Annotated in this window: 19 protein-coding genes; 12 read left to right on the forward strand and 7 right to left on the reverse strand. The window is 72.5% G+C overall.

What is annotated here, in order from left to right:
• Positions 1–2 precede the first annotated feature (2 nt).
• From AB0B66_RS30935 to AB0B66_RS30960, 6 genes are all read left to right on the forward strand, one after another.
• Positions 3–974 carry a J domain-containing protein gene (locus AB0B66_RS30935; protein ID WP_360536595.1) on the forward strand — a complete coding sequence of 324 codons (972 nt, stop codon included), beginning with the start codon at positions 3–5 and terminating at the stop codon, positions 972–974.
• Complete coding sequence (locus AB0B66_RS30940; protein WP_360536597.1) at positions 971–1,306, forward strand: chaperone modulator CbpM; 336 nt, start codon at positions 971–973, stop codon at positions 1,304–1,306. Before AB0B66_RS30935 ends, AB0B66_RS30940 begins: the two co-directional genes overlap by 4 nt.
• On the forward strand, positions 1,260–3,914 hold the full coding sequence (clpB, locus tag AB0B66_RS30945) for an ATP-dependent chaperone ClpB (RefSeq protein ID WP_360536599.1): 2,655 nt from the start codon (positions 1,260–1,262) through the stop codon (positions 3,912–3,914). Before AB0B66_RS30940 ends, clpB begins: the two co-directional genes overlap by 47 nt.
• Positions 3,915–3,916: 2 nt before the next feature.
• The gene (trxA, locus tag AB0B66_RS30950; protein ID WP_360536601.1) at positions 3,917–4,375 is read left to right on the forward strand and encodes a thioredoxin; all 459 of its coding nucleotides are present in this window, start codon (positions 3,917–3,919) and stop codon (positions 4,373–4,375) included.
• 39 nt (positions 4,376–4,414) lie between these two features.
• Positions 4,415–5,068 (forward strand): hypothetical protein, encoded by a 654-nt coding sequence (locus AB0B66_RS30955; RefSeq protein ID WP_360536603.1) that lies wholly within the window; start codon positions 4,415–4,417, stop codon positions 5,066–5,068.
• Positions 5,069–5,147: 79 nt separating this feature from the next.
• Positions 5,148–5,663: a hypothetical protein gene (locus tag AB0B66_RS30960; protein WP_360536605.1), complete on the forward strand. Its 516-nt coding sequence runs from the start codon at positions 5,148–5,150 to the stop codon at positions 5,661–5,663.
• Here AB0B66_RS30960 and AB0B66_RS30965 read toward each other — a convergent pair.
• Positions 5,660–6,442, reverse strand: a complete 783-nt coding sequence (locus tag AB0B66_RS30965) for an alpha/beta hydrolase (protein ID WP_360536607.1) — start codon at positions 6,440–6,442, stop codon at positions 5,660–5,662. The two genes, AB0B66_RS30960 and AB0B66_RS30965, sit on opposite strands and share 4 nt — an antisense overlap.
• A 91-nt stretch (positions 6,443–6,533) precedes the next feature.
• Here AB0B66_RS30965 and AB0B66_RS30970 point away from each other — a divergent pair, with 91 nt between their 5' ends.
• The 3 genes from AB0B66_RS30970 to AB0B66_RS30980 are packed head-to-tail and all read left to right on the forward strand — an operon-like array spanning position 6,534 to position 8,961.
• Positions 6,534–7,484, forward strand: coding sequence for a LysR family transcriptional regulator (locus AB0B66_RS30970; protein WP_360536609.1), 951 nt, complete (start codon positions 6,534–6,536; stop codon positions 7,482–7,484).
• 54 nt (positions 7,485–7,538) lie between these two features.
• On the forward strand, positions 7,539–7,874 hold the full coding sequence (locus AB0B66_RS30975; RefSeq protein WP_360536702.1) for a PadR family transcriptional regulator: 336 nt from the start codon (positions 7,539–7,541) through the stop codon (positions 7,872–7,874).
• Positions 7,867–8,961: a hypothetical protein gene (locus tag AB0B66_RS30980; protein ID WP_360536611.1), complete on the forward strand. Its 1,095-nt coding sequence runs from the start codon at positions 7,867–7,869 to the stop codon at positions 8,959–8,961. Before AB0B66_RS30975 ends, AB0B66_RS30980 begins: the two co-directional genes overlap by 8 nt.
• 64 nt (positions 8,962–9,025) lie before the next feature.
• Here AB0B66_RS30980 and AB0B66_RS30985 read toward each other — a convergent pair whose 3' ends face one another.
• Positions 9,026–9,784 (reverse strand): arginase family protein, encoded by a 759-nt coding sequence (locus tag AB0B66_RS30985; protein WP_360536613.1) that lies wholly within the window; start codon positions 9,782–9,784, stop codon positions 9,026–9,028.
• A 97-nt stretch (positions 9,785–9,881) separates the two neighbouring features.
• The gene (locus AB0B66_RS30990; protein ID WP_360536615.1) at positions 9,882–10,490 is read right to left on the reverse strand and encodes a TetR family transcriptional regulator C-terminal domain-containing protein; all 609 of its coding nucleotides are present in this window, start codon (positions 10,488–10,490) and stop codon (positions 9,882–9,884) included.
• A gap of 109 nt (positions 10,491–10,599) precedes the next feature.
• Between AB0B66_RS30990 and AB0B66_RS30995 the strand changes: the two genes are divergently transcribed.
• Positions 10,600–11,514, forward strand: a complete 915-nt coding sequence (locus AB0B66_RS30995; protein WP_360536617.1) for an alpha/beta hydrolase — start codon at positions 10,600–10,602, stop codon at positions 11,512–11,514.
• A 52-nt stretch (positions 11,515–11,566) separates the two neighbouring features.
• Here the strand turns inward: AB0B66_RS30995 and AB0B66_RS31000 are convergent, their stop codons facing one another.
• A complete protein-coding gene (locus tag AB0B66_RS31000; protein WP_360536619.1) occupies positions 11,567–12,103 on the reverse strand; it encodes an alpha/beta hydrolase in 537 nt (178 codons plus the stop codon).
• A gap of 229 nt (positions 12,104–12,332) precedes the next feature.
• Between AB0B66_RS31000 and AB0B66_RS31005 the strand changes: the two genes are divergently transcribed.
• Together AB0B66_RS31005 and AB0B66_RS31010 are read left to right on the forward strand one after the other, a co-directional pair.
• Positions 12,333–13,331, forward strand: coding sequence for an ATP-binding cassette domain-containing protein (locus AB0B66_RS31005; RefSeq protein WP_360536621.1), 999 nt, complete (start codon positions 12,333–12,335; stop codon positions 13,329–13,331).
• Complete coding sequence (locus tag AB0B66_RS31010; RefSeq protein WP_360536623.1) at positions 13,328–14,176, forward strand: ABC transporter permease; 849 nt, start codon at positions 13,328–13,330, stop codon at positions 14,174–14,176. Before AB0B66_RS31005 ends, AB0B66_RS31010 begins: the two co-directional genes overlap by 4 nt.
• 3 nt (positions 14,177–14,179) lie before the next feature.
• On the opposite strand, the gene AB0B66_RS31015 is transcribed toward AB0B66_RS31010, so the two are convergent.
• From AB0B66_RS31015 to AB0B66_RS31025, 3 genes are all read right to left on the reverse strand, one after another.
• On the reverse strand, positions 14,180–17,323 hold the full coding sequence (locus AB0B66_RS31015) for a BTAD domain-containing putative transcriptional regulator (RefSeq protein WP_360536625.1): 3,144 nt from the start codon (positions 17,321–17,323) through the stop codon (positions 14,180–14,182).
• 285 nt (positions 17,324–17,608) lie between these two features.
• On the reverse strand, positions 17,609–18,193 hold the full coding sequence (locus tag AB0B66_RS31020; RefSeq protein ID WP_360536627.1) for a DinB family protein: 585 nt from the start codon (positions 18,191–18,193) through the stop codon (positions 17,609–17,611).
• Positions 18,194–18,245: 52 nt separating this feature from the next.
• Positions 18,246–19,415, reverse strand: a complete 1,170-nt coding sequence (locus AB0B66_RS31025; protein WP_360536629.1) for an MFS transporter — start codon at positions 19,413–19,415, stop codon at positions 18,246–18,248.
• Positions 19,416–19,423: the final 8 nt, after the last annotated feature.

The raw sequence follows: 19,423 nt of genomic DNA on the forward strand, positions 1-19,423 counted from the left end.
CCGTGGCCCGTGACTTCTACGACGTGCTCGGGGTGGCCCGCGGCGCGTCCGCGGACGAGATCCAGCAGGCGTTTCGCAAGCTGGCCCGCAAGTACCACCCCGACGTCAACAAGAGCCCGGACGCCGAGGAGAAGTTCAAGGAGATCAACGAGGCGTACCACGTGCTGCACGATCCGAAGCAGCGCGCCCGCTACGACCGCTTCGGCGAGGACTTCCGCAAGGTCCCCGAGGGCTACGAGGAGATGGCCGGCGCGGGAGCGGGCGGTTTCCGGGGTCGCGGGGCGGGCCGAGGCGGTTTCCCGGGCGGCGGGTTCCGGGGCGGGGACGGCGGCGAGCCGTTCTCGTGGTCGTACGAGGGCGGCGACGTCGACCTGGAGGACCTGCTCGGCGGCATGTTCCGCGGCGGCGGGCGGGCGGGGCGCGGCGCGGGCCCGATCCCGGGCGCGGACCAGGAGGCCGAGCTGCCGCTGTCGGTCGAGGACGCCTACCAGGGCGGCAAGCGGACCATCACGCTGTCCAGCGCACAGGGCCCGCGCAGCTACGACGTGAACATCCCGGCCGGGGTCACCGACGGCCAGCGCATCCGGCTGGCCGGGCAGGGCGGGCAGGGCCGCGGCAACGCCCCGGCCGGTGACCTGTACCTGGTGGTGCGCCTGGAACCGCACCACCGCTACCGGGTCGACGGCCGCCACATCCACGTGGCGCTGCCGGTGAGCCCGTCCGAGGCGGCGCTCGGCGCGACCGTGCCGCTGGTGACACCGGGCGGGGAGACCAAGGTGACGGTGCCGCCGGGCACCTCCAGCGGCAAGCGGCTGCGCCTGCGCGGGCAGGGCATGCCGCACCACCGCGGCGAGCACGGCGACCTGTACGCCGAGGTGCGCATCGTCGTACCGCGCAGCCTGAGCGACCGCGAACGCGAGCTGTACGAACAGCTGGCCGAGGCGTCCACGTTCGACCCGAGGAGCTCCCGGTGAAGGTGTACGCGCTCGCCGTCCCGACCCGGCTCAGCCTGGACCGCTTCGCCCGCCAGGCCGGCCTGCACCCGGTGCTGGTGCAGCGGTACGTCGCGCTGGGCCTGGTCGACGCCGACCGTGACGCGGTCGGCGGCCTGTGGTTCCGGCCCACCGAGCTGCACCGGGTGGCGCGGGTGCAGCGACTGCACGCCGACCTGTCCCTGAACTACACCGCGATCGGCCTGGTCATGGACCTGCTCGACCGCGTCGACGAGCTGCAGACCGCACTGCGAAGGAGCGAGCGCCGTGGACATGAACAAGCTGACGCAGAAGTCGCAGGAGGCGCTGCATGACGCGCAGACGATCGCGCTGCGGCTGGGCCAGACCGAGGTCGACGGCGAGCACCTGCTGCTGGCGCTGCTGGACCAGCCCGACGGGATCGTGCCGCGGCTGATCACCCAGACCGGGGCGGACCCGGCCCGGCTGCGCGGCGAGGTCGAGCAGGATCTGCAGCGTCGGCCGAAGGTCAGCGGGCCGGGCGCGCAGCCCGGTCAGGTGTTCGTCACCCAGCGCCTGTCGCGGCTGCTGGACACCGCCGAACGGGAGGCCAAGCGGCTCAAGGACGAGTACGTGTCCACCGAGCACCTGCTGCTGGCCCTTGCCGACGAGGGCTCGGCTACGGCCGCGGGGCGGCGGCTCAAGGAGAACGGCGTCACCCGGGAGGCGTTCCTGGCGGCGCTGACCCAGATCCGCGGCAACCAGCGGGTCACCTCGGCGATGCCCGAGGTCACCTACGAGGCGCTGGAGAAGTACGGGCAGGACCTGGTCGCCGACGCCCGAGCGAACCGCCTCGACCCGGTCATCGGCCGCGACGCCGAGATCCGCCGCGTGATCCAGATCCTGTCCCGCAAGACCAAGAACAACCCGGTGCTGATCGGCGACCCGGGTGTCGGCAAGACCGCGATCGTGGAGGGCCTGGCGCAGCGCATCGTGCGCGGTGACGTGCCCGAGGGGCTGCGCGACAAGACCGTGTTCGCGCTGGACATGGGGGCGCTGATCGCCGGGGCCAAGTACCGGGGCGAGTTCGAGGAGCGGCTCAAGGCCGTGCTCAACGAGGTCCGCGCGGCCGAGGGCCGCATCCTGCTGTTCGTCGACGAGCTGCACACCGTCGTCGGGGCGGGCGGCGGCGCGGAGGGCGCGATGGACGCGGGCAACATGCTCAAGCCGATGCTGGCCCGCGGCGAGCTGCACATGATCGGCGCGACGACCGTCGACGAGTACCGCAAGCACATCGAGAAGGACGCCGCGCTGGCCCGGCGCTTCCAGCAGGTGCTGGTGGACGAGCCGTCGGTCGAGGACACCATCTCCATCCTGCGCGGGCTGCGCGAGCGCCTGGAGGTGTTCCACGGCGTGAAGATCCAGGACTCGGCGCTGGTGGCGGCGGCAACGCTGTCGCACCGGTACATCACCGACCGGTTCCTGCCGGACAAGGCGATCGACCTGGTGGACGAGGCGTGCGCGCGGCTGCGCACCGAGATCGACTCGATGCCCGCGGAGCTGGACGAGATCACCCGCCGGGTCATGCGACTGGAGATCGAAGAAGCGGCGCTGTCGAAGGAGACCGACCCGGCCGGGCTGGCCCGCCTCGACCAGCTCCGGCGCGAACTGGCCGACCTGCGCGCCGAGGCCGACGCCAAACACGCCCAGTGGGAGAGCGAGCGCCAGGCCATCCGCCGGGTCCAGGACCTGCGCGAGGAGCTGGAGCGACTGCGCCACGAGGCCGAGGAGGCCGAGCGTGCGTACGACCTCAACCGGGCCGCCGAGCTGCGCTACGGGCGCATCGCCGACCTCGAACGACGGCTTGAGGCCGAGGAGCAGAAGCTCGCCGACCGGCAGCAGGGCCAGCCCGGCCTGCTGCGCGAGACCGTGACCGAGGACGAGATCGCCGAGATCGTGTCCGCGTGGACCGGCATCCCGGTGTCGCGGCTGCAGGAGGGCGAACGCCAGAAACTGCTGCGCCTCGACGAGATCCTGCACGAACGGGTCATCGGCCAGGACGAGGCCGTCCAGGTCGTCGCCGACGCCATCATCCGCGCCCGGTCCGGTATCAAGGACCCGCGCCGCCCGATCGGGTCGTTCATCTTCCTGGGCCCCACCGGCGTCGGCAAGACCGAGCTGGCCAAGGCCCTCGCCGCGGCGCTGTTCGACTCCGAGGACAACATCGTGCGCCTGGACATGAGCGAGTACCAGGAACGGCACACCGTCAGCCGGCTGGTCGGCGCGCCGCCCGGGTACGTCGGCTACGAGGAAGGCGGACAGCTCACCGAGGCGGTGCGGCGCAAGCCGTACTCGGTGGTGCTGTTCGACGAGATCGAGAAGGCGCACACCGACGTGTTCAACACGCTGCTGCAGGTCCTCGACGACGGCCGGATCACCGACTCGCAGGGCCGCACCGTCGACTTCCGCAACACCGTCATCATCATGACCTCCAACATCGGCGCGGAGTACCTGCTCGAAGGGTCCGATGCCGACATCTCCGAGCAGGCCCGCGCGAAGGTGCTGGCCGAGCTGCGCGGGCACTTCCGGCCCGAGTTCCTCAACCGGGTCGACGACATCGTGCTGTTCCACCGGCTGACGCTGCCGCAGATCGAGAAGATCGTCGACCTGCAGTTCGAGGACCTGCGCCAGCGGCTCGGCGAACGCCGGATCACCCTGGATTTGACCTCCGACGCCCGCAAACTCATCGCCGAGCACGGCTTCGACCCGGTGTACGGGGCGCGGCCGCTGCGTCGATACATCGCCCACGAAGTCGAGACCCGGATCGGACGTGCGATCATCGCCGGTGACCTCCGCGAGGACGCCGTGATCCACGTCGGGGTCCGCGACGGCGAATTGGCGGTAACCTTCGACGCGGCAACGGCTCCGCAGATGGCGGAGGCGGGCACGGGAACGGGAGTTTGACGATGGCACAGGCACCGCAGCAGGACACCAGGGCCGACCTGGTCACCTGCCCGCACTGCGGCAAGCGCAACCGGCTGCGGGCCGCCGCGGCCGGACTGGCCCGGTGCGGCAGCTGCCGCGGCATGCTGCCGTGGCTGACCGACGCCACCGACGACGACTTCGACGCCGTGGTGGTGCAGTCGTCGCTGCCGGTGCTGCTGGACCTGTGGGCGCCGTGGTGCGGGCCGTGCCGCATGGTCGCGCCCGGCGTGGAGCGGGCCGCGCTGGAGTACGCGGGCCGGCTGAAGGTCGTCAAGGTCAATGTGGACGTCTCGCCGGAGACGGCGATGCGCTACCGGGCCCAGTCGATCCCGCTGCTGCTCATGCTTAAGGGCGGCGAGGTGACGGCGCGGCAGCTCGGCGCGATCCCGCCGGGCCCGCTGCTGCAGTGGGTGGAGAGCGCGCTGCCACCGGCGAAGTGACCTCGCCACCGCCTTGCCTGCGGTGCCTACGCTGCGGCGATGCAGCCGTCTGAGCCGACCCCGACACCCCTGGGCCCGTGGACCCGGGAAAAGCGCCAGTGGACGGTTCTGTTCTGCTGGGGTCTGCTGGTGGGCAGCTCGACTCTGCTGTGGCGCGTCGCCAGGCAGGCGGCCACTGCGTCGAACGTGGACGTCGCCGAGGCCGCTTGGTACATGGTGTGTTTCCTGACCATGGCCTACGCGGGCTTTCACGGCCTGCTGGCGACCCTGCGCGGCGGCACCTGGCTGCACGGCTCGGTGCTGACCGTGCGAGGAGCGTTCCTCACCCGCTCCGTGGACCTCGCCGCAGCGACAGTTCGCGGCGAGATCGACGACCCTGCGGACGCGGGACGGATATCCCTGGTCGCCCACGACGCCGCGACTGGCCACCGGGTCTCGCTGAACCTGGGCAGCGCCAACCGGATCGAATTCACGACGCAGGAGCTGGACGCCCTCGCCGACGCGATCGACACCGCACGCAGCGGGCCGCCGGCGGACGAGGAGATCCTCCGGGTCGCCGCCCGGCTGCGCCTGTTCTACCGCCGCCCGTACCCGGTGGGCCGCTACCTCTGGGAGGATCCGCCCATCCCGCCGCTGCGTCGACTGGCAGAGGTTGACGAAATCGATTTCACGGACGATGCTGACCGACCATGAGCGTGGGTGTGGCGATCGCCACGCCCGGCAGTCGATCGCGGTGCTCGACTCGGGACGCCACTGCGCTTGCGCGGTCCCGATGGCGATGTCCCTTGCCGACGTCGAGGCGGTCCGCGCCGCCGCCCACGCCTCGGGGCGGGTGTACATGATGATGGAGACCTCCGTGTACGCCCGTGAGTACCACGCCGTCGAGGAACTCCACCGCAGCGGCGAATTGGGCACGGTCACGTTCTACCGGGGCTTCCACATCCAGAACCTCGACGGCTTCGCCCACTACTGGCAGGGCTACCCGCCGATGGCGTACGTGACGCACGCGCTGTCGCCGATCCTGGCGCTGCTCGACACGAGTGTGGCCAGCGTGCACTGCCTGGGTTCGGGGCGGCTCACCGGCGAACGCGAGGGCGCGTTCGGCAATCCGTACCCGCTGGAGACCGGGCTGTTCCGGTTGCGCGGCCACGACGCCGTCGCCGAGATTTCGCGGGTGCGCCGTCACCTCTTCTGCCGCACTGAACGAGGCGGCGCGGCCGCGCCGGTGATGAGCACCGGACTGCGACCACGCCGCCAATGCCGACCCGCGTCGGCTCAGACGACCTAGCGGGACAGCCAGTCGGTGACGATGGCGTCGACCTGTGCGGCGTGCGCGGTCTGCGGGGCGGCCTCGATGCCGGGCTCCTCGGCCAGGGCGTGGCCCATGCCGGGGATCGCGACCAGCGACGAGCCCTCCGGCAGTGCCGCCCACAACCGCTGCGCCGGGTCGCGGAAGCCGTCCCGGTCGTCCTCGTCGCCGACCACCATCAGCACCGGGCGCTCGATCTCCGCCGCGCGGGCGACGAAGTCGAGCCGGTCGGCCGCGGCACGGCTCTCGTCGGTCCACTGGTAGGGCATGCCGAACATCCGGGAATTCGCGTCCACCAGCGCCGACAACTGGACAGCGGGGCTGACCAGCGCCACCCGGTCCACCTCCACGGCCGTCTCGGTCAGCAGCCGCAGGGCCGTCATCGAGCCGATGGAACCGCCCAGCAGGCTGAGCGGACCGCGCGTGTCCAGCAGCGAGCGCAGTTCGGCCAGCGCGGGCGGGAATTCCGCCACCGCCTGCCGGGTCAGCGGCTCGAACAGGTTCAGCACCGCGTCCTCCATGACGAGCTTCATCAGCTCGTCGGGGCCGCCGGGCAGCATCCGGTCGCCGGTCATCGGCAGGCCCAGATACACCCGCCAGGCGTTCAGGCCGGACAGGGGCAGGGCCGCGGCCATGGCGATCTCGCTGCGCGGCGGGTCGAGCAGGTGCCAGGCCACGACCAGCGGGGTGTCGGGGGTCGGGTCGGCGGGCGGCAGGGCGATGTACGGCACTCCGGCCGCGTTTCCTCTGAGCGTCATGCCGACCAGTCAAGCCCGCCCGAGTGGGCGGCGTCGAACAACCATGCCGACCGATTGGACAACCGTTGGTTGTCGGACCAGGCTGTGCCCCGTGGATCTCGAACTCGCTCAGGTGCGGGCGTTCGTGCGCGCCGCCGACGAGCTGCACTTCGGACGGGCCGCCGCCGCGCTCTACCTGACCCAGCAGGCGCTGTCCAAACGTGTCCGCCGGCTGGAGGAGACGTTGGGGGCGGCCCTGTTCACGCGCGGGCGCGGGCCGGTCGAGTTGACCGTGGCCGGGGCGAGGTTCCTGCCGTACGCCCGGGAGCTGCTGGCGCTGGGCGCGGCGGCGGCCCGGTCGGTGCGCGGCGAGCAGCTGCCGCTGAAGGTGGACGTGTGGGGTCCGGTGCACCGGCCGCTGAGCCTGCTCGGCGAGCTGGTGTCGGCGTACCCGGACCTGCTGTTGGAGCTGAGCATGCGGCGCAGCCTCGGTTCGGCGCTGGACGCCGTCGCGAGCGGTGACCTCGACGTCGCCTGGGGCCGGGCGCACGACCTCGGCCGGCCGTGGCCCGACGGGGTGCGGCGGCGGCTGGTGTGCCTGGAACCGATCGCGGTCGGGGTGCTCGCCGGGCATCCGCTCGCCGACATGGCCTCGGTCGGGGCTGCCGAGCTGCGCGAGCACGGGCTGTGGATCCCGTTTGACGACCGGCCGCCGGAGCTGACCGGGCTGCTGCGCGCGTACGCCGCGGCGCTGGACGTGCCGATCACGGGGACCGCGCTCAACCTGGGGGTCGAGCACACGATCGCCGAGTTGCGGCGGCATCCGCACCGGGTCACGCCGCTGGGCGCGTGGTGGCAGCTGCCCGCCGACGTGGTGCGCCTCCCGCTGCGGCCGACACCGTATCTGCCGTGGTCGGTGGTGTGGCGCGCGGACAACACGCATCCGCTGCTCCCCCGGCTGCTCGCCCTGCTGCCGGGCCGGCACACGATCCGGTTCGACCCGGCCCGGGACTGGCTGCCCGAACCCGACCGCGCCGACCTGGCGCGCACGGCGCCGCGATAGCTGCCTTATACAGATTGACTGTATATACAGACCGTCTATATTGCTCGCATGACGATGCAGGAACCGACGTTCTTCATCCTGACCGCGCTCGTGCGGTCGCCATTGCACGGATACGGCGTCATGCAGGCCGTCGAGCAGCTGTCCGATGGGCGGGTCACGCTCAAGGCCGGCACGCTCTACGCAGCCCTGGACCGGCTCACCACGGCCGGGCTGGTCGCCGTCGAGCGCGAGGAGGCCGTGGCCGGACGTCTGCGCCGCTACTACGTGCTGTCCGACGACGGCCGTGCGGCGCTGGAGGCCGCGGTCGAGCGGATGCGGTCGGATGCGACCGTCGCCGCCGCGCGCCTGCGGGAGGCGTTCGGCTTCGTCGTGGGGGTGCGGCATGCCTGACCAGTCCGAACTCGAACGCTCCTACCGCCGCCTGCTGCTCGCCTACCCCCGGTTCTACCGCGACGAACGCGGGCTGGAGATCCTCACCACCCTGCTGGACGCGGCCAAGCCGGGACAGGTCAGGGCCACCCTCGGCGAGGCGACCCACCTGATCCTGTCCGGACTCCGGTTCCGCCTGGTGCCCCCAGGTGTCGCCGGCAGGATCGCAGCCGGTGTGGTGGCGCTGTGGACCGCGGCCGTGCTCGGCGGGGCCGGCGCGTACGTCGCCTGGGACTCGTCGTCGGCGACTCCGGCCGCGATCGACGACACCCAGGTAGCCGTGCTCGCCAACGCGCTGGTCGGCCAGCCGCCCGCCTGGGTCCATCACGGCGACGACGGACTGCTCGACATCGCGTACAGCCACAAGGCGTCGGCGGGGTTCCAGACGCTCGGGGTCGAGGATCTGCCCGGGGTGCGACCCATGCCGTCGGGCCACACCCGCATCTACGAGCAGGTCGACCCGGCCCGTGGCGTCCTCGACGCCGCCCACCGGCGCCTGCAGGCGGACGGATGGCAGACCGGAGCCGTCACCAGGCCGGAGGTCTGCGGCTGCGGCACGTTCTGGGCAAGCCGCGACGGCCTGCTGCTGCGGATGGCAGATCACCCCGCAACCGAGCAGCAGAAGATCGTCCTCGTGGACTTCTACCCGATCGAGCCGGACGGCGTGCTCGACGGCATGATCGTCGGCTTCGTCCTAGGGCTGATCCTGGCCTGGCCGACGGTCACCTGGCTGGCACACCGCTACGCGCGGACCCCGCGCGGAGACCAGATGCTTTTCCTGCTCTTCGCCGCGCCGGCCCTCTACGCCTGCCTGGCCAACACCGTCGACAACGTGCTGAGCATGGTGCCGGACCCGGACACCGACAGTGTGCTGCTCGCCATCGACCTGATGTACCCGCTGGCCAACCAGGTCACCAACCCGCTCGCCGTGAGCGTGATCGCGGTCGGCCTCGCCGCCTGCGCCGGCATCGTCGTCTTCACGCCGTGGCAGCGCAGGCACCCCGAGACGGACCCGGCACCCGACGCCACGGCGCTCACCGAGAGCTGAGCCGAACCCGGTGGCCGCCCACGTCCAGGGCGGCCACCGGGCCTCGGTGACTCAGCGGTTGCGGTCACCCGCCGATCAGCGCGGCGAGCAGACGGGCACGAACGCCGTCCGGGTCGGGACGGCCGGGGTACCAGGTGCAGGCGATGTCGATCGCGGCCACCCGCCCGGTGTCGAGCACTCGGCGCGCCGCGGCGAGCACCGCGTCGGCGCTGGGTCCGCCGGGAACCGGGAAGCGCAGGTCCGGCAGCTCGGCGGAGTCGATGACGTCGAGGTCGAGGTGCAGGACAAGCGGGCCGGGCGGCAGCGTCGCCGCGTCGAGTTCCTCGACGCCGCAGCGGCGTACGGCAGCGGTGGCGAGGTAGTCGGCCTCCGGCGGGTCCAGGTCGCGGGCGTCGACGAGCAGTGCCCGGTCCTCGGCCAGCGGTTGCAGCCCGAGCCGCTGCGAGATCAGCTCGGGCCGGTAGCCGACGAGGATCCGCAGCGGCATGCCGCCGACGTAGCCCGACGCGGTCGTCTCCAGGGTCTGCACGTCGCCGTGTGCGTCGAACCAGACGATGGCCGCGTCCACGCCCGCCTGCTGCAGGCCCGCCATGGTGCCCAGCGACACGGTGCAGTCCCCGGACACCACGACCGGGGTCTCGCCCGTCTGCGCGCAGTGGGCGACCTGCCAGGCCACCGGCTCGTAGAGGTGGCCGAGCCGGGCCCAGACGTCCCCGTCGGGCAGTTGCGCTTCCACCGTCCGAACGGCATGGCCGGACGGCAGCGGGAAGTCGTGATCGGGCAGTCGTTCGTCGAGGTGGTACGGCACGAAGATGATCGTCACGTGGCCACGTTACCGAACACCGCCACGAACGGGCCGGGGCCGAACCCGCGGTCCCGAACCGCGCGCCTGCCGTCGAGCGGGTCAACGGATCCCCATCTCAAGCAGAGCCGCCGAACAGGCGGTCGAGGTGGTACGTGAGGATCGCGAGCGCGGCGTCGCCGTCGCGCTGTCCGCCGAGCACGCTGGAGCCGAGGCCGTTGGTCAGCGCCAGCAGCCCCGCGGCGGCGGTCGGGGCGTCGAGGCCGGGATCGACCTGTCCTGCCTGCTGGGCGGTGCGCAGGTGCCCGGCCAGGAATCGTTCCAGCAGGTCGGGATAGGTCGCACCGTGCTCGGCGGCGAGCGCGGGCTCGGCCAGCACCAGGGTGTAGTACGCGGCGTAGGTCCTGGTCAGCCGGCGGCTCTCGTCGTCGGTCGGCAGGATGGCGGTGAGGGTGCCGTAGACGAGGCTGCGCGGGGTCGGCGGCATGCCCAGGGCGCGGATGTGCGCCTCCACCCGTGCGGAGAGCTGCTCGCCGAGGTAGCCGAGCGCGCCGAGCAGCAGTTCCTGCTTGGTGTGGAAGTAGTACTGGACCAGGCGCAGCGATACGCCCGCCTCGGTGGCCACCTCGCGCATGCTCGCCGCCTGCAGGCCCCGGGTGCTCGCGATGCGCAGCAAGGCCTCGCCGATCTGTCGGCGGCGCAGGTCGTGGTCCACGCGCTTGGGCACGGTGCTCCATCCGGTCGCACGGTCGTGTCGGGTCGATCACGTCGGCCTATCATGCAACACCCCGTTGATGATACGGTCGTATCACAAAAAGCGGCGATCGGAGACACCCATGACCGAGGCACGGCTCAGCGCGTTCACCGGGGACAAGGCGCGCGCCAGGTTCCTCGCGGCCTACGGGCGGGTCTTCGACACGGTCTGGCCCGCCGATCACCGACGCCTCGATGTGCCCACCTCGTTCGGCACCACCCGCGTCTACCGCGCCGGACGGCCCGACGGTGTCCCGTTCGTGCTGCTCCCGGGTGCGGGCGGCAACGCGCTGGGATGGCACCGGCATGTGGCACGCTGGGGCCAGGCACGCCCGGTCATCGCGATCGACCCTGTCGGCGAGCCCGGCTGCTCCACGCAGGACACACCCGTCACGGACGGCCGCGACCTGGCCCGCTGGCTCGACGAGGTGCTCGCCGGCCTGGACGTCGAGCGCGCGCATCTCGTCGGATGCTCGTACGGCGGCTGGGTCGCCCTGCAGCACGAGCTGCACGCGCCGGGCCGGGCCGCCTCGATCACGCTGCTGGACCCGGCGGGGTTCGGCCGGATCACCAAACGGTTCATCCTCTGGGTGGTCCTGGGCGGGCTGGCCGGGCTCACGCCCCGACCGCTGCGCCGCCGCGCTGCACGCTGGCTGCGCAACGCCACCCTGCTCGACGACGACCTCATGGGACTGGCGCTGGCCTCGACCGGCTTCCGGCGGCGGCTGCCCGTCCCGCCCCCGCTGACCGACGACGAGCTGCGCCAGATCACCATCCCCACCCTGGCCCTGCTCGGCGAGCGCAGCCAGATGTACGACGCTGCCCAGGTGGCGTCGCGCATCGAGGCGCTGATGCCGGCCGCTCGCGCCGAGGTCGTCGCCGACGCGGGGCACGACCTGCAGGTGCACAGCCCGGACCTGGTCACCGACCGGGCGGCCGAGTTCGCGGCCGAGACCTCGACCCGGGCAGCCGCCGACGGTCCCTCAGAACCGGCCTGACGTTCTCCCCCGCCGGCGCGAGCCGGTCGGCGGGCCGCCATGCCGGGCAACCTCAGCCGAGGACGGCCACCAGCCGCTCGCCGTCCGGCCAGGGGCCGTGGCCGCTGGCCGTCTCGACGTGGCCGACGTCACCCGCGTCGTACAGCTCCGCGCCCCAGGCGGCGGCGTACTGCTCGAACTGCGGGAACGTCGTGTACGGGTCGGTGCGGCTGGCCACCAGGACGGCACGGAACGGCAGCCGCTCACGGGGAACCGCGATGGATACGAAGTCGTTCACCTCACCCGGGCCCGGTGTCCATGCGGGGTCGAGGTACGGCGGCGTCACCAGCAGCGCGGCCTGTACCGGACCCGTGTGGCGGGCCGCCCACACGACCGTGGTGATGCACCCGGCGCTGTGCGCGATCAGCACGGCGGGCTCGTCGTCGGCCAGCACCGCCTCGTGCAGCGCGGCCACCCGCTCCTCCAGGGTGAACGGCGGCCCCGGCGGGTAGGGCGCCCACCGATACTCGGGATGCGCGTCGGCCCAGCGGCGTTGCCAGTGCTCCGGAAGGGGGACGCCGCGCCCCGGCACCAGCAGATGTCGCGTCATCGGCCGAGGGTAACCGTCCCGGCCCGGTCTCGCCGGACCGGAAGCCGACCGGCTCCGGCGGCATCTGGCCGGATCTGCCGGCACTCCCCCGGCCGACCAGGCCTGACCAGCGGCGAAGGCGATCACGAAACCGGCCGGCGCGGGCGTGAAACCGCGGCGAAGGCGTGGTGGAACCGGCCCGGCGGATGCTGTCTCCTGACCGGCCGACGCCGGTCGCGAGGGAGCGATGATGAAGCACATTCCCGCGGTACACGCGGAGGGCCTGGTGAAGTCGTTCGGTGACTTCCGTGCCGTCGACGGGGTCGACCTGCACGTCGACCAGGGTGAGATCTACGGCGTGCTGGGCCCCAACGGCGCCGGCAAGACCACCATGCTCAAGATGCTGGCCACGCTGCTGCCCATCGACGGCGGCCGGGCGGAGATCTTCGGCGTGGACGTGCGCCGCGATCCGCACCGCACCAGGCAGCTGCTCGGCGTCACCGGGCAGTACGCGTCGGTGGACGAGAACCTGACCGCCAACGAGAACCTGTGGCTGTTCGGCCGGCTGCAGGGGGTGTCCAGCCGCACCGCCCGCACCACCGCCGCCCAGCTGCTGGAGCAGTTCGGCCTGCAGGAGGCGGCGAACAAGCCGATCTCCCAGTTCAGCGGTGGTATGCGGCGGCGGCTCGACCTGGCCGCCAGCCTGATCACCCGGCCGCCGCTGATCTTCCTGGACGAGCCGACCACCGGTCTGGACCCGCGTACCCGGGGACAGATGTGGGACACCATCCGCGAACTGGTCGCCGGGGGCTGCACGGTCCTGCTGACCACGCAGTACCTGGACGAGGCCGACCAGCTCGCCGACCGGATCGCGGTCATCGACCGGGGCCGCAAGGTCGCCGAGGGCACTCCCGACGAGCTGAAGGCGTCGGTGGGCAACTCGACCCTGCGGCTGCGGCTGACCGACGCCGCCGACCAGGCTGCCGCCGCCGACGTCGTGCGGCGGCTGCTGGGCGAGGACCCGGTGCTCAGCCCGGAGTCGGGGCGGATGAACGTGGCCCTCGACGCCGCGGACCGGGCCGCCGACGTGCTCATCCGCCTGCGCGAGGCGGGCATCGGCATCACCTCGGTGAGCGTCGACGCGCCGACCCTCGACGAGGTGTTCCTGGCTCTCACCGGGCACGACACCGGCGACGGCTCCGATCCGTCCGCGACCGCGGACTCCCTCCAGCTGGAGATGGCCCGATGACCCTGCAGATGACCAAGCCCGCGGCGGCGATGCCGCGACGCCTGACGCCCGATGACATCGCCGCGCGTACGACCTCGCACAACAGCCTGCGCGAGACGATCGGCCAGACGATGTCGATGGCGTGGCGGGCGACGAAGAAGATGCGCCGCAACCCGGAGCAGTTCTTCGACGTCACCATCCAGCCGCTGCTGTTCACGGCGATGTTCGCGTACCTGCTGGGTGGTGGCCTGTCCGGCAGCGTGGAGGCCTACCTGCCGCTGGTGATCCCCGGCATCCTGGCGCAGACCGCGCTGACGGCCTGCATGGCCACCGGCGTTCAGCTGCGCGAGGACATGGAGAAGGGGGTGTTCGACCGGTTCAAGTCGCTGCCGATGGCCCGGATCGCGCCGCTGGCCGGTCCCATGATCGCCGACCTGCTGCGGTACGCGATCGCCTCGACGCTGACCTTCCTCACCGGTATCGCGATGGGTTACCGCCCCGGCGGCGGCACGGTCGGCGTGGTGCTGGCGATCGTGCTCACGATGATCGCCGGCTGGTCGCTGGCCTGGGTGTTCACCTGGGTCGGCACGCTGGCCCGCAGCGCGCAGAGCGTCCAGGGCATCTCCATGATGATCATGTTCCCGCTGACCTTCATGTCCAACGCGCTGGTCCCGGTGGAGACCCTGCCCGGCTGGCTCGCCGCGTTCGTGAAGGTCAACCCGGTCTCGTACGTGGTCACCGCCACCCGGGACCTGGCCAACGACGGCCAGGTCACCGCACACGTCGGGTGGGCGCTCGTCGCCTGCGCGGCAGTGATCGCGATCTTCGCGCCGCTGTCGGTGCGCAGCTACAAGCGCCACCTCTAGCGCTCAGGCCCCGATCCGCGCGACCAGGCTCCGTGCCTCGTCGAGCAGGTCGGGGCCACGGCGGTCGCCGAACTCGGCGGCCAGCTCGGCCAGCAGTCCGGGTGCCCGCGCCTCGGCCTGGACGGAGATCCGCTCCCAGGCCAGCGTGGGCATGCTCCGGTTGTACGCGAACCGGTCCGCGAGCGCGATCAGCCGCACCGCTTCCGGGACCGGCAGGGCGTCGCGCAGCAGTCCCCACGCGCCGAGCGCCAGCAGCACCAGCCCGCAGACCGGATAGTCCAGGTAGGGATGGTCCGGGTCGAGCACCTGCAACGTCTGCTCGGCGGCCCGGGAGAACAGCGCCGCGCCGATCGGGTCGCCGGGCGGGGCGTAGTACGCGTGGGCGGCCAGGCTCGTCGCCTCGGCCACCAGCACCCACGGCTCCAGCCCGGTCGGCGCGACGGCCGGGATCCGCAGTTCCCGCACCCGCACGCCGGCCGCACGGTAGCCCGCCAGCCCGGCCTCGACGTCGCCTCGGGCCAGCGCCAGCTCGGCCTTGCCGAGGTCGAAGGCGAGCCGGCCTGCCAGGGCCCCCTCGGCTTCGGTCGCGTCGTCGAGGTCGGCGAGCTGGGCGGCGGCGGCGTCGATGGCACCATCGGAGATCATGACCAGGGCGAGCAACGAGCGCAGCTGGATGGCGTCGTCGCGGGCGCCGAGCCGGTCCAGCACCGGCAATGCGGCGTGGGCGTGGACCGCGGCGTCCTTCGCGCGGCCGAGCTGCATCGCGAGCTGCGCGGCCATGGTGTGCATGATCGCCAGCGACCAGGGGCCGATCGTGTCGTCGGCGAGCAGCAGCCCGCGTTCGGCGGCGTCCATGGCCGCGTCCGGATCGCCCATGTTCTCCAGGGCCTGGCTCAGCCACGGCAGCGCCAGCGCGGCGATCTCGCGGTCAGCGGAGGCGGCGTGCGCCCGAAGCTGCTGGAGGAAGCCTTCGGGCGAACGCGGGTCGATGTCGGTCAGCATGGTGACCATCGCGGAGATCCACGGGTCCCGGGTGCCCGGCCCGAGCGCCCGTAGCGTGTCGCGCAGCCGGTCGGAGTGCGGCGAATTGGCGACCAGGGATCCGTTGAGGGTCATCGCGATCGCCATCCGGGTGGCGTCGGCGAGGTCCGGCGGGGGCGTCCAGCCGTCGACCACGTTCGCGGCCGCTTCGATCAGGACCAGCAGCCGGGGATGCTCGCCCAGGATTATCCAGTATCCGGCCAGCGCGGCGAGGATCTGCACCGCAGCCGCCGGGTCGGGGGTGGCGAAGGTCCGGCGCAGCACGTCGGAGAGGTTGGTCTCCTCGGGGCGGATCTCGTCGACGACGTCGAATTGCCTCGGGCTGAACAGGGCGCGGGCGTGCCGGGCGGAGAAGGCGACCGCCCAGGCGCGCTGGGCCTGCTCGGCCGCCCCGTCCTCACCGGCGTCGACCAGCTGCATCCGGCCGAACTCGCGTACGGTCTCCAGCATCCGGTAGCGCACGCCACCGGGTCCGGTCTCCACGACGGTCAGCAGGGACTGGTCGGCCAGGTCCTGGACCGCGGCGAGCGCGTCGTCGCCGAGCATCGCCTCCGCGGCGTCGAGGGTGAACCCGTCGTGGAACACCGACAGCCAGCGCAGGGCCCGGCGCTCGCGTTCGGCCAGCAGGTTCCACGACCAGTCGATGACGGCCAGCAGGGTCTGGTGCCGGTCGGGTGCGCTGCGGTCCCCGCCGCGCAGCAGCGCGAACCGGTTCTCCAGGCGGCGGGCGATGTCGGCGACGGACATCACGCGTACCTTCGCGGCCGCCAGTTCGATGGCGAGCGGTAGCCCGTCCAGCCGCTCGACGATCTCGGCCACCACCGCGTCGGCGCCGTCGAGGCGCACGTCCCGGCGCGCGGCGGTGGCCCGCTGCCGGAACAGCTCGGCCGCGTCGGCGGTGTCCAGTTCGGCCAGCGGGTAGACGTGTTCGGCGGCGATGGCCAGCGGGGCCCTGGTGGTGGTGAGCACCCGAGGTTCCCGGGTGGTGGCGGTGAGGTAGGCGACGAAGTCGGCGACAGCGGCGACGATGTGCTCGCAGTTGTCGAGGATCAGCAGGCTCGGGGCCTGGTCGAGGTAACCCGCGATGCGGGCGCGGACGTCGGCCCGCTGCTCCGGGGTGAGGGTGCGCCGGCCACTGACGGAGTCCCGTACGCCCAGCGCCGACCCGATCTCGCCGACGAGGTCGTCGGGTGCGGTGACGCCGACGAGTTCGACGAAGTGCACCACCGGGGCCGGGTGCTCGCGGCCGAGCACGTGGGCCAGCCTGGTCTTGCCCAGCCCGCCCGGCCCGACGATGGACACCACCCGGTACGCGGCCAGCAGCGCTTGCAGCCGGCGGATGTCGCCCGCGCGGCCGAGCAGCGCGGTCGCCTCGTAACGCAGGCCCGCCCGGACCGGGCTGTCCTGGACGAGCAGCTCACGGTGGACCCGGCGCAGGTCCGGGCCGGGGTCGGCGCCGATCCGGTCACGCAGGTCGGCGCGGTAGGTCTCGTACCGGCTCAGCGCGGCACCGGCGCCGCGTACCGCCGCCTCGCCGCGCAGCAGATCCGCGAGCAGGCCTTCATCGGCCGGATGGGCGGCCCACGCCTCGGTCAGGGTCGGCAGCGCGTCGGCGAACTCACCGAGCCGGACCTTGGCCCGGGCCGACAGCAGCCGGGCCTGGTCGAGGTCGCGTTCGGCCTCGTACCGCAGGGAGGCGAGCGGGCCGTGCCCGTCTCCGGCGGCGACGGGGCCGAGCGCGACGGCTTCGGCGGCCAGGCCGGCCGCGCGGGCCGGGTCGGACTCGAACACCGACCGGGCCGCGGCGAGCCGGTCGGCGAGCAGTTGGCTGTCCACCTGCGCCCGGTCGATGCCCAGGCGGTAGCCGTCGCCGTCGCGGACCACCGAGTCCGGCCCGTGTGCCGTCCGGGTCCGCGAGACCAGCACCTGCAGCGCCTTGAGCGGGTTGGCGGGGACGTCCTCGTCCCAGATGAGGTCGACGAGCCGGCTTGAGCCGACCGTCCGACCGGCGGCGGCGAGCGCGGCGAGAAGCGCCTGCGGTCGCTCGCCCAGCACCGGCTCGCCGTCCCAGCGCACCGTTTCCAGCAGGGACAGGATGATCGGCACCCGCCAAGTCTAAGCTCGCCGGAAAGTCGCCCACCTCGAACCGGGTCGCGCTGGCGCGCCCGTGCTGCGAGCCTCAGTGGCGCGAACCGGGGATGATCGCCGACCGGCCGATCCGGTCGGCGTGCCGGTCGTCCACCATAGTGGTCTGGCGCGGTTTACATCTTTTTTGATGTGGCCACATCAAAAAAGATGTAAACCGCGAAGCGCGACTGCTCGCGCCCCCGGTGCCGGTTCGAGGACACGGATGCGACCGAATCCCGTGGCTGCCGCAGTCGTCCCGGGGACTCAGGACCCGGTCTCGTCCCGGTGAGTGAGCGCGGCGCGCTCGACTCGCTCGCGGTAGGCGGCCCACCACTGCGGATCGGTCTCGGGCAGGTTGGAACCGCCTTCGGACAGGCCCGCGGCACCGTCGACCGACTCTCGGACGATGTCGGCCTGCCCGGCGTGCCGGTGGGTCTCGGCGATCACGTGGATCAGGATCTGGTGCAGCGTCACCTCGCGGTTGCCGGGCCGCCACCACGGCACCGTGCCCGGCGCGTCGAGGTCGAGCGCGTCGATCGTGGCGTCGGAGTGCGCCCAGACGCGCCGGTACAGCTCGATGTGGTGTTCGCGGGTCTCCTCGGCGGTGGCCCACATGTCGGCGTTGGCCTCGGCGTCGGCGGCGAGGTACGGAATCGGCTCCGGGAACGGCCGGCCGAACACCAGGCCCAGGTACTCCGACTCGACGGCGGCGGTGTGTTTCACCAGCCCGAGCAGGTTGGTCGCGGTCGGGGTGAGCGGGCGGCGGATGTCGTACTCGCCGAGCCCGCTGAGCTTCCAGAGCAGCGCGTCGCGCCCCTCCTGCAGGTACGCCTTCAGGGTGTTCTTCACCCGCGGGATGCTAACAAGATTCGGACACGCTGTTGACCCGCGACGACGGCGGTCACGTCCCTTCCGGCTGGGCTCTGGCGGGGGCGGTGCCGGAAAGGTAGAGCGCCATGCCGGTGGCGACCAGCAGCGCGCCGATCGGCGGGATCGCCGCCAGCCCCCACGCGTCCAGCGCGAACGCGCCGGTGAGCGCCCCGGCGGCGACCCCGACGTTGTACGCGCTGGCGTTGATGCCGGAGGCCTGCTCGGTGTGGTCGGGCGCGACCAGCAGCGTGGCCGCCTGCATGAAGATCGGCAGCAGGCCCATGCCGAATCCGAACACGATCACCGCCGTCACCGCCGCCCACGCCGCGGTGCCGTTCAGCCAGAGCAGCACCAGACCGCCGAGCAGCACGCCGACCGCCGCGACGATGCCGGTCCGCAGCCGCCGGTCGGCGACCCACCCGGCGACCGGCAGCATCAGCGTGCCGGCCAGCCCGTTGGCCAGCAGCACCGGCGCGATGCCGTCCTCGCTGATCCCGGCGCGCTGCAGCAGCGGCGCGGTGTACGTGATCATCATGTACGTGCCGAGCATGGTCACCGCGGTCATGGCGACGATCGGCGCGAAGTTGGGCACGCGCAGCACGTCGAGCATCCGGGCGCGCACCGCGGCGCTGCTGCCGGGCACCTCGGGCAGCAGCCACCATGCCAGCAGCGTCAGCACCACCGCCACGGCGGTCAGCCCGGCGAAGGTGGCCCGCCAGCCGACGGCGGTGCCGAGGCTGGTCCCGGCGGGTAGGCCGATCAGGACCGCCATGCTGCCGCCCGACGAGACGACGGTGACCGCCCGCCCGATCCGGTCGGGGGTGACCAGCCGCGCCGCGAACCCGGTGACCACCGCCCAGAACAGGCCGTGCGTGATCCCGCCGAGCAGCCGCGCGCCGAACGCCACCGGGTAGTTCGGGGCGACCACCATGACCGCGTTGCTGGCCGTGTACGCCGCCAGCGAGGCGACCAGCAGCGTCTTGCGCGGCATCCGGGCGGTCAGCGTGCCCAGCGGGGCCGCGAACAGCGCCACCATCAGCGCGTACCCGGTGACCAGCAGGCCCAGCTGGGACTCCGACACCGCGAGGTCGCGGCTCATGCCGAGCAGTAGGCCGGTCGGCGTGAGTTCGGTGGTCACCGAGATGAAGACGGCGGCGCTGAGCAGCAGGAGCGACGGCCACGGGCCGGGTTTGCGGATCACGTGCCGCA

Origin of the sequence: Catellatospora sp. NPDC049111 (genome assembly GCF_040648615.1) — a bacterium.
Classification (GTDB): Bacteria; Actinomycetota; Actinomycetes; order Mycobacteriales; family Micromonosporaceae; genus Catellatospora; species Catellatospora aurea.

Excerpts from the sequence above, each read along its gene's own strand:
- trxA (WP_360536601.1), top strand. The coding sequence starts at position 3,917 with ATGGCACAGGCACCGCAGCAGGACACCAGGGCCGACCTGGTCACCTGC.
- AB0B66_RS30955 (WP_360536603.1), top strand. The coding sequence starts at position 4,415 with ATGCAGCCGTCTGAGCCGACCCCGACACCCCTGGGCCCGTGGACCCGG.
- AB0B66_RS30960 (WP_360536605.1), top strand. The coding sequence starts at position 5,148 with ATGGCGATGTCCCTTGCCGACGTCGAGGCGGTCCGCGCCGCCGCCCAC.
- AB0B66_RS30965 (WP_360536607.1), bottom strand. The coding sequence starts at position 6,442 with ATGACGCTCAGAGGAAACGCGGCCGGAGTGCCGTACATCGCCCTGCCG.
- AB0B66_RS30975 (WP_360536702.1), top strand. The coding sequence starts at position 7,539 with ATGCAGGAACCGACGTTCTTCATCCTGACCGCGCTCGTGCGGTCGCCA.
- AB0B66_RS30980 (WP_360536611.1), top strand. The coding sequence starts at position 7,867 with ATGCCTGACCAGTCCGAACTCGAACGCTCCTACCGCCGCCTGCTGCTC.
- AB0B66_RS30995 (WP_360536617.1), top strand. The coding sequence starts at position 10,600 with ATGACCGAGGCACGGCTCAGCGCGTTCACCGGGGACAAGGCGCGCGCC.
- AB0B66_RS31000 (WP_360536619.1), bottom strand. The coding sequence starts at position 12,103 with ATGACGCGACATCTGCTGGTGCCGGGGCGCGGCGTCCCCCTTCCGGAG.
- AB0B66_RS31005 (WP_360536621.1), top strand. The coding sequence starts at position 12,333 with ATGAAGCACATTCCCGCGGTACACGCGGAGGGCCTGGTGAAGTCGTTC.
- AB0B66_RS31010 (WP_360536623.1), top strand. The coding sequence starts at position 13,328 with ATGACCCTGCAGATGACCAAGCCCGCGGCGGCGATGCCGCGACGCCTG.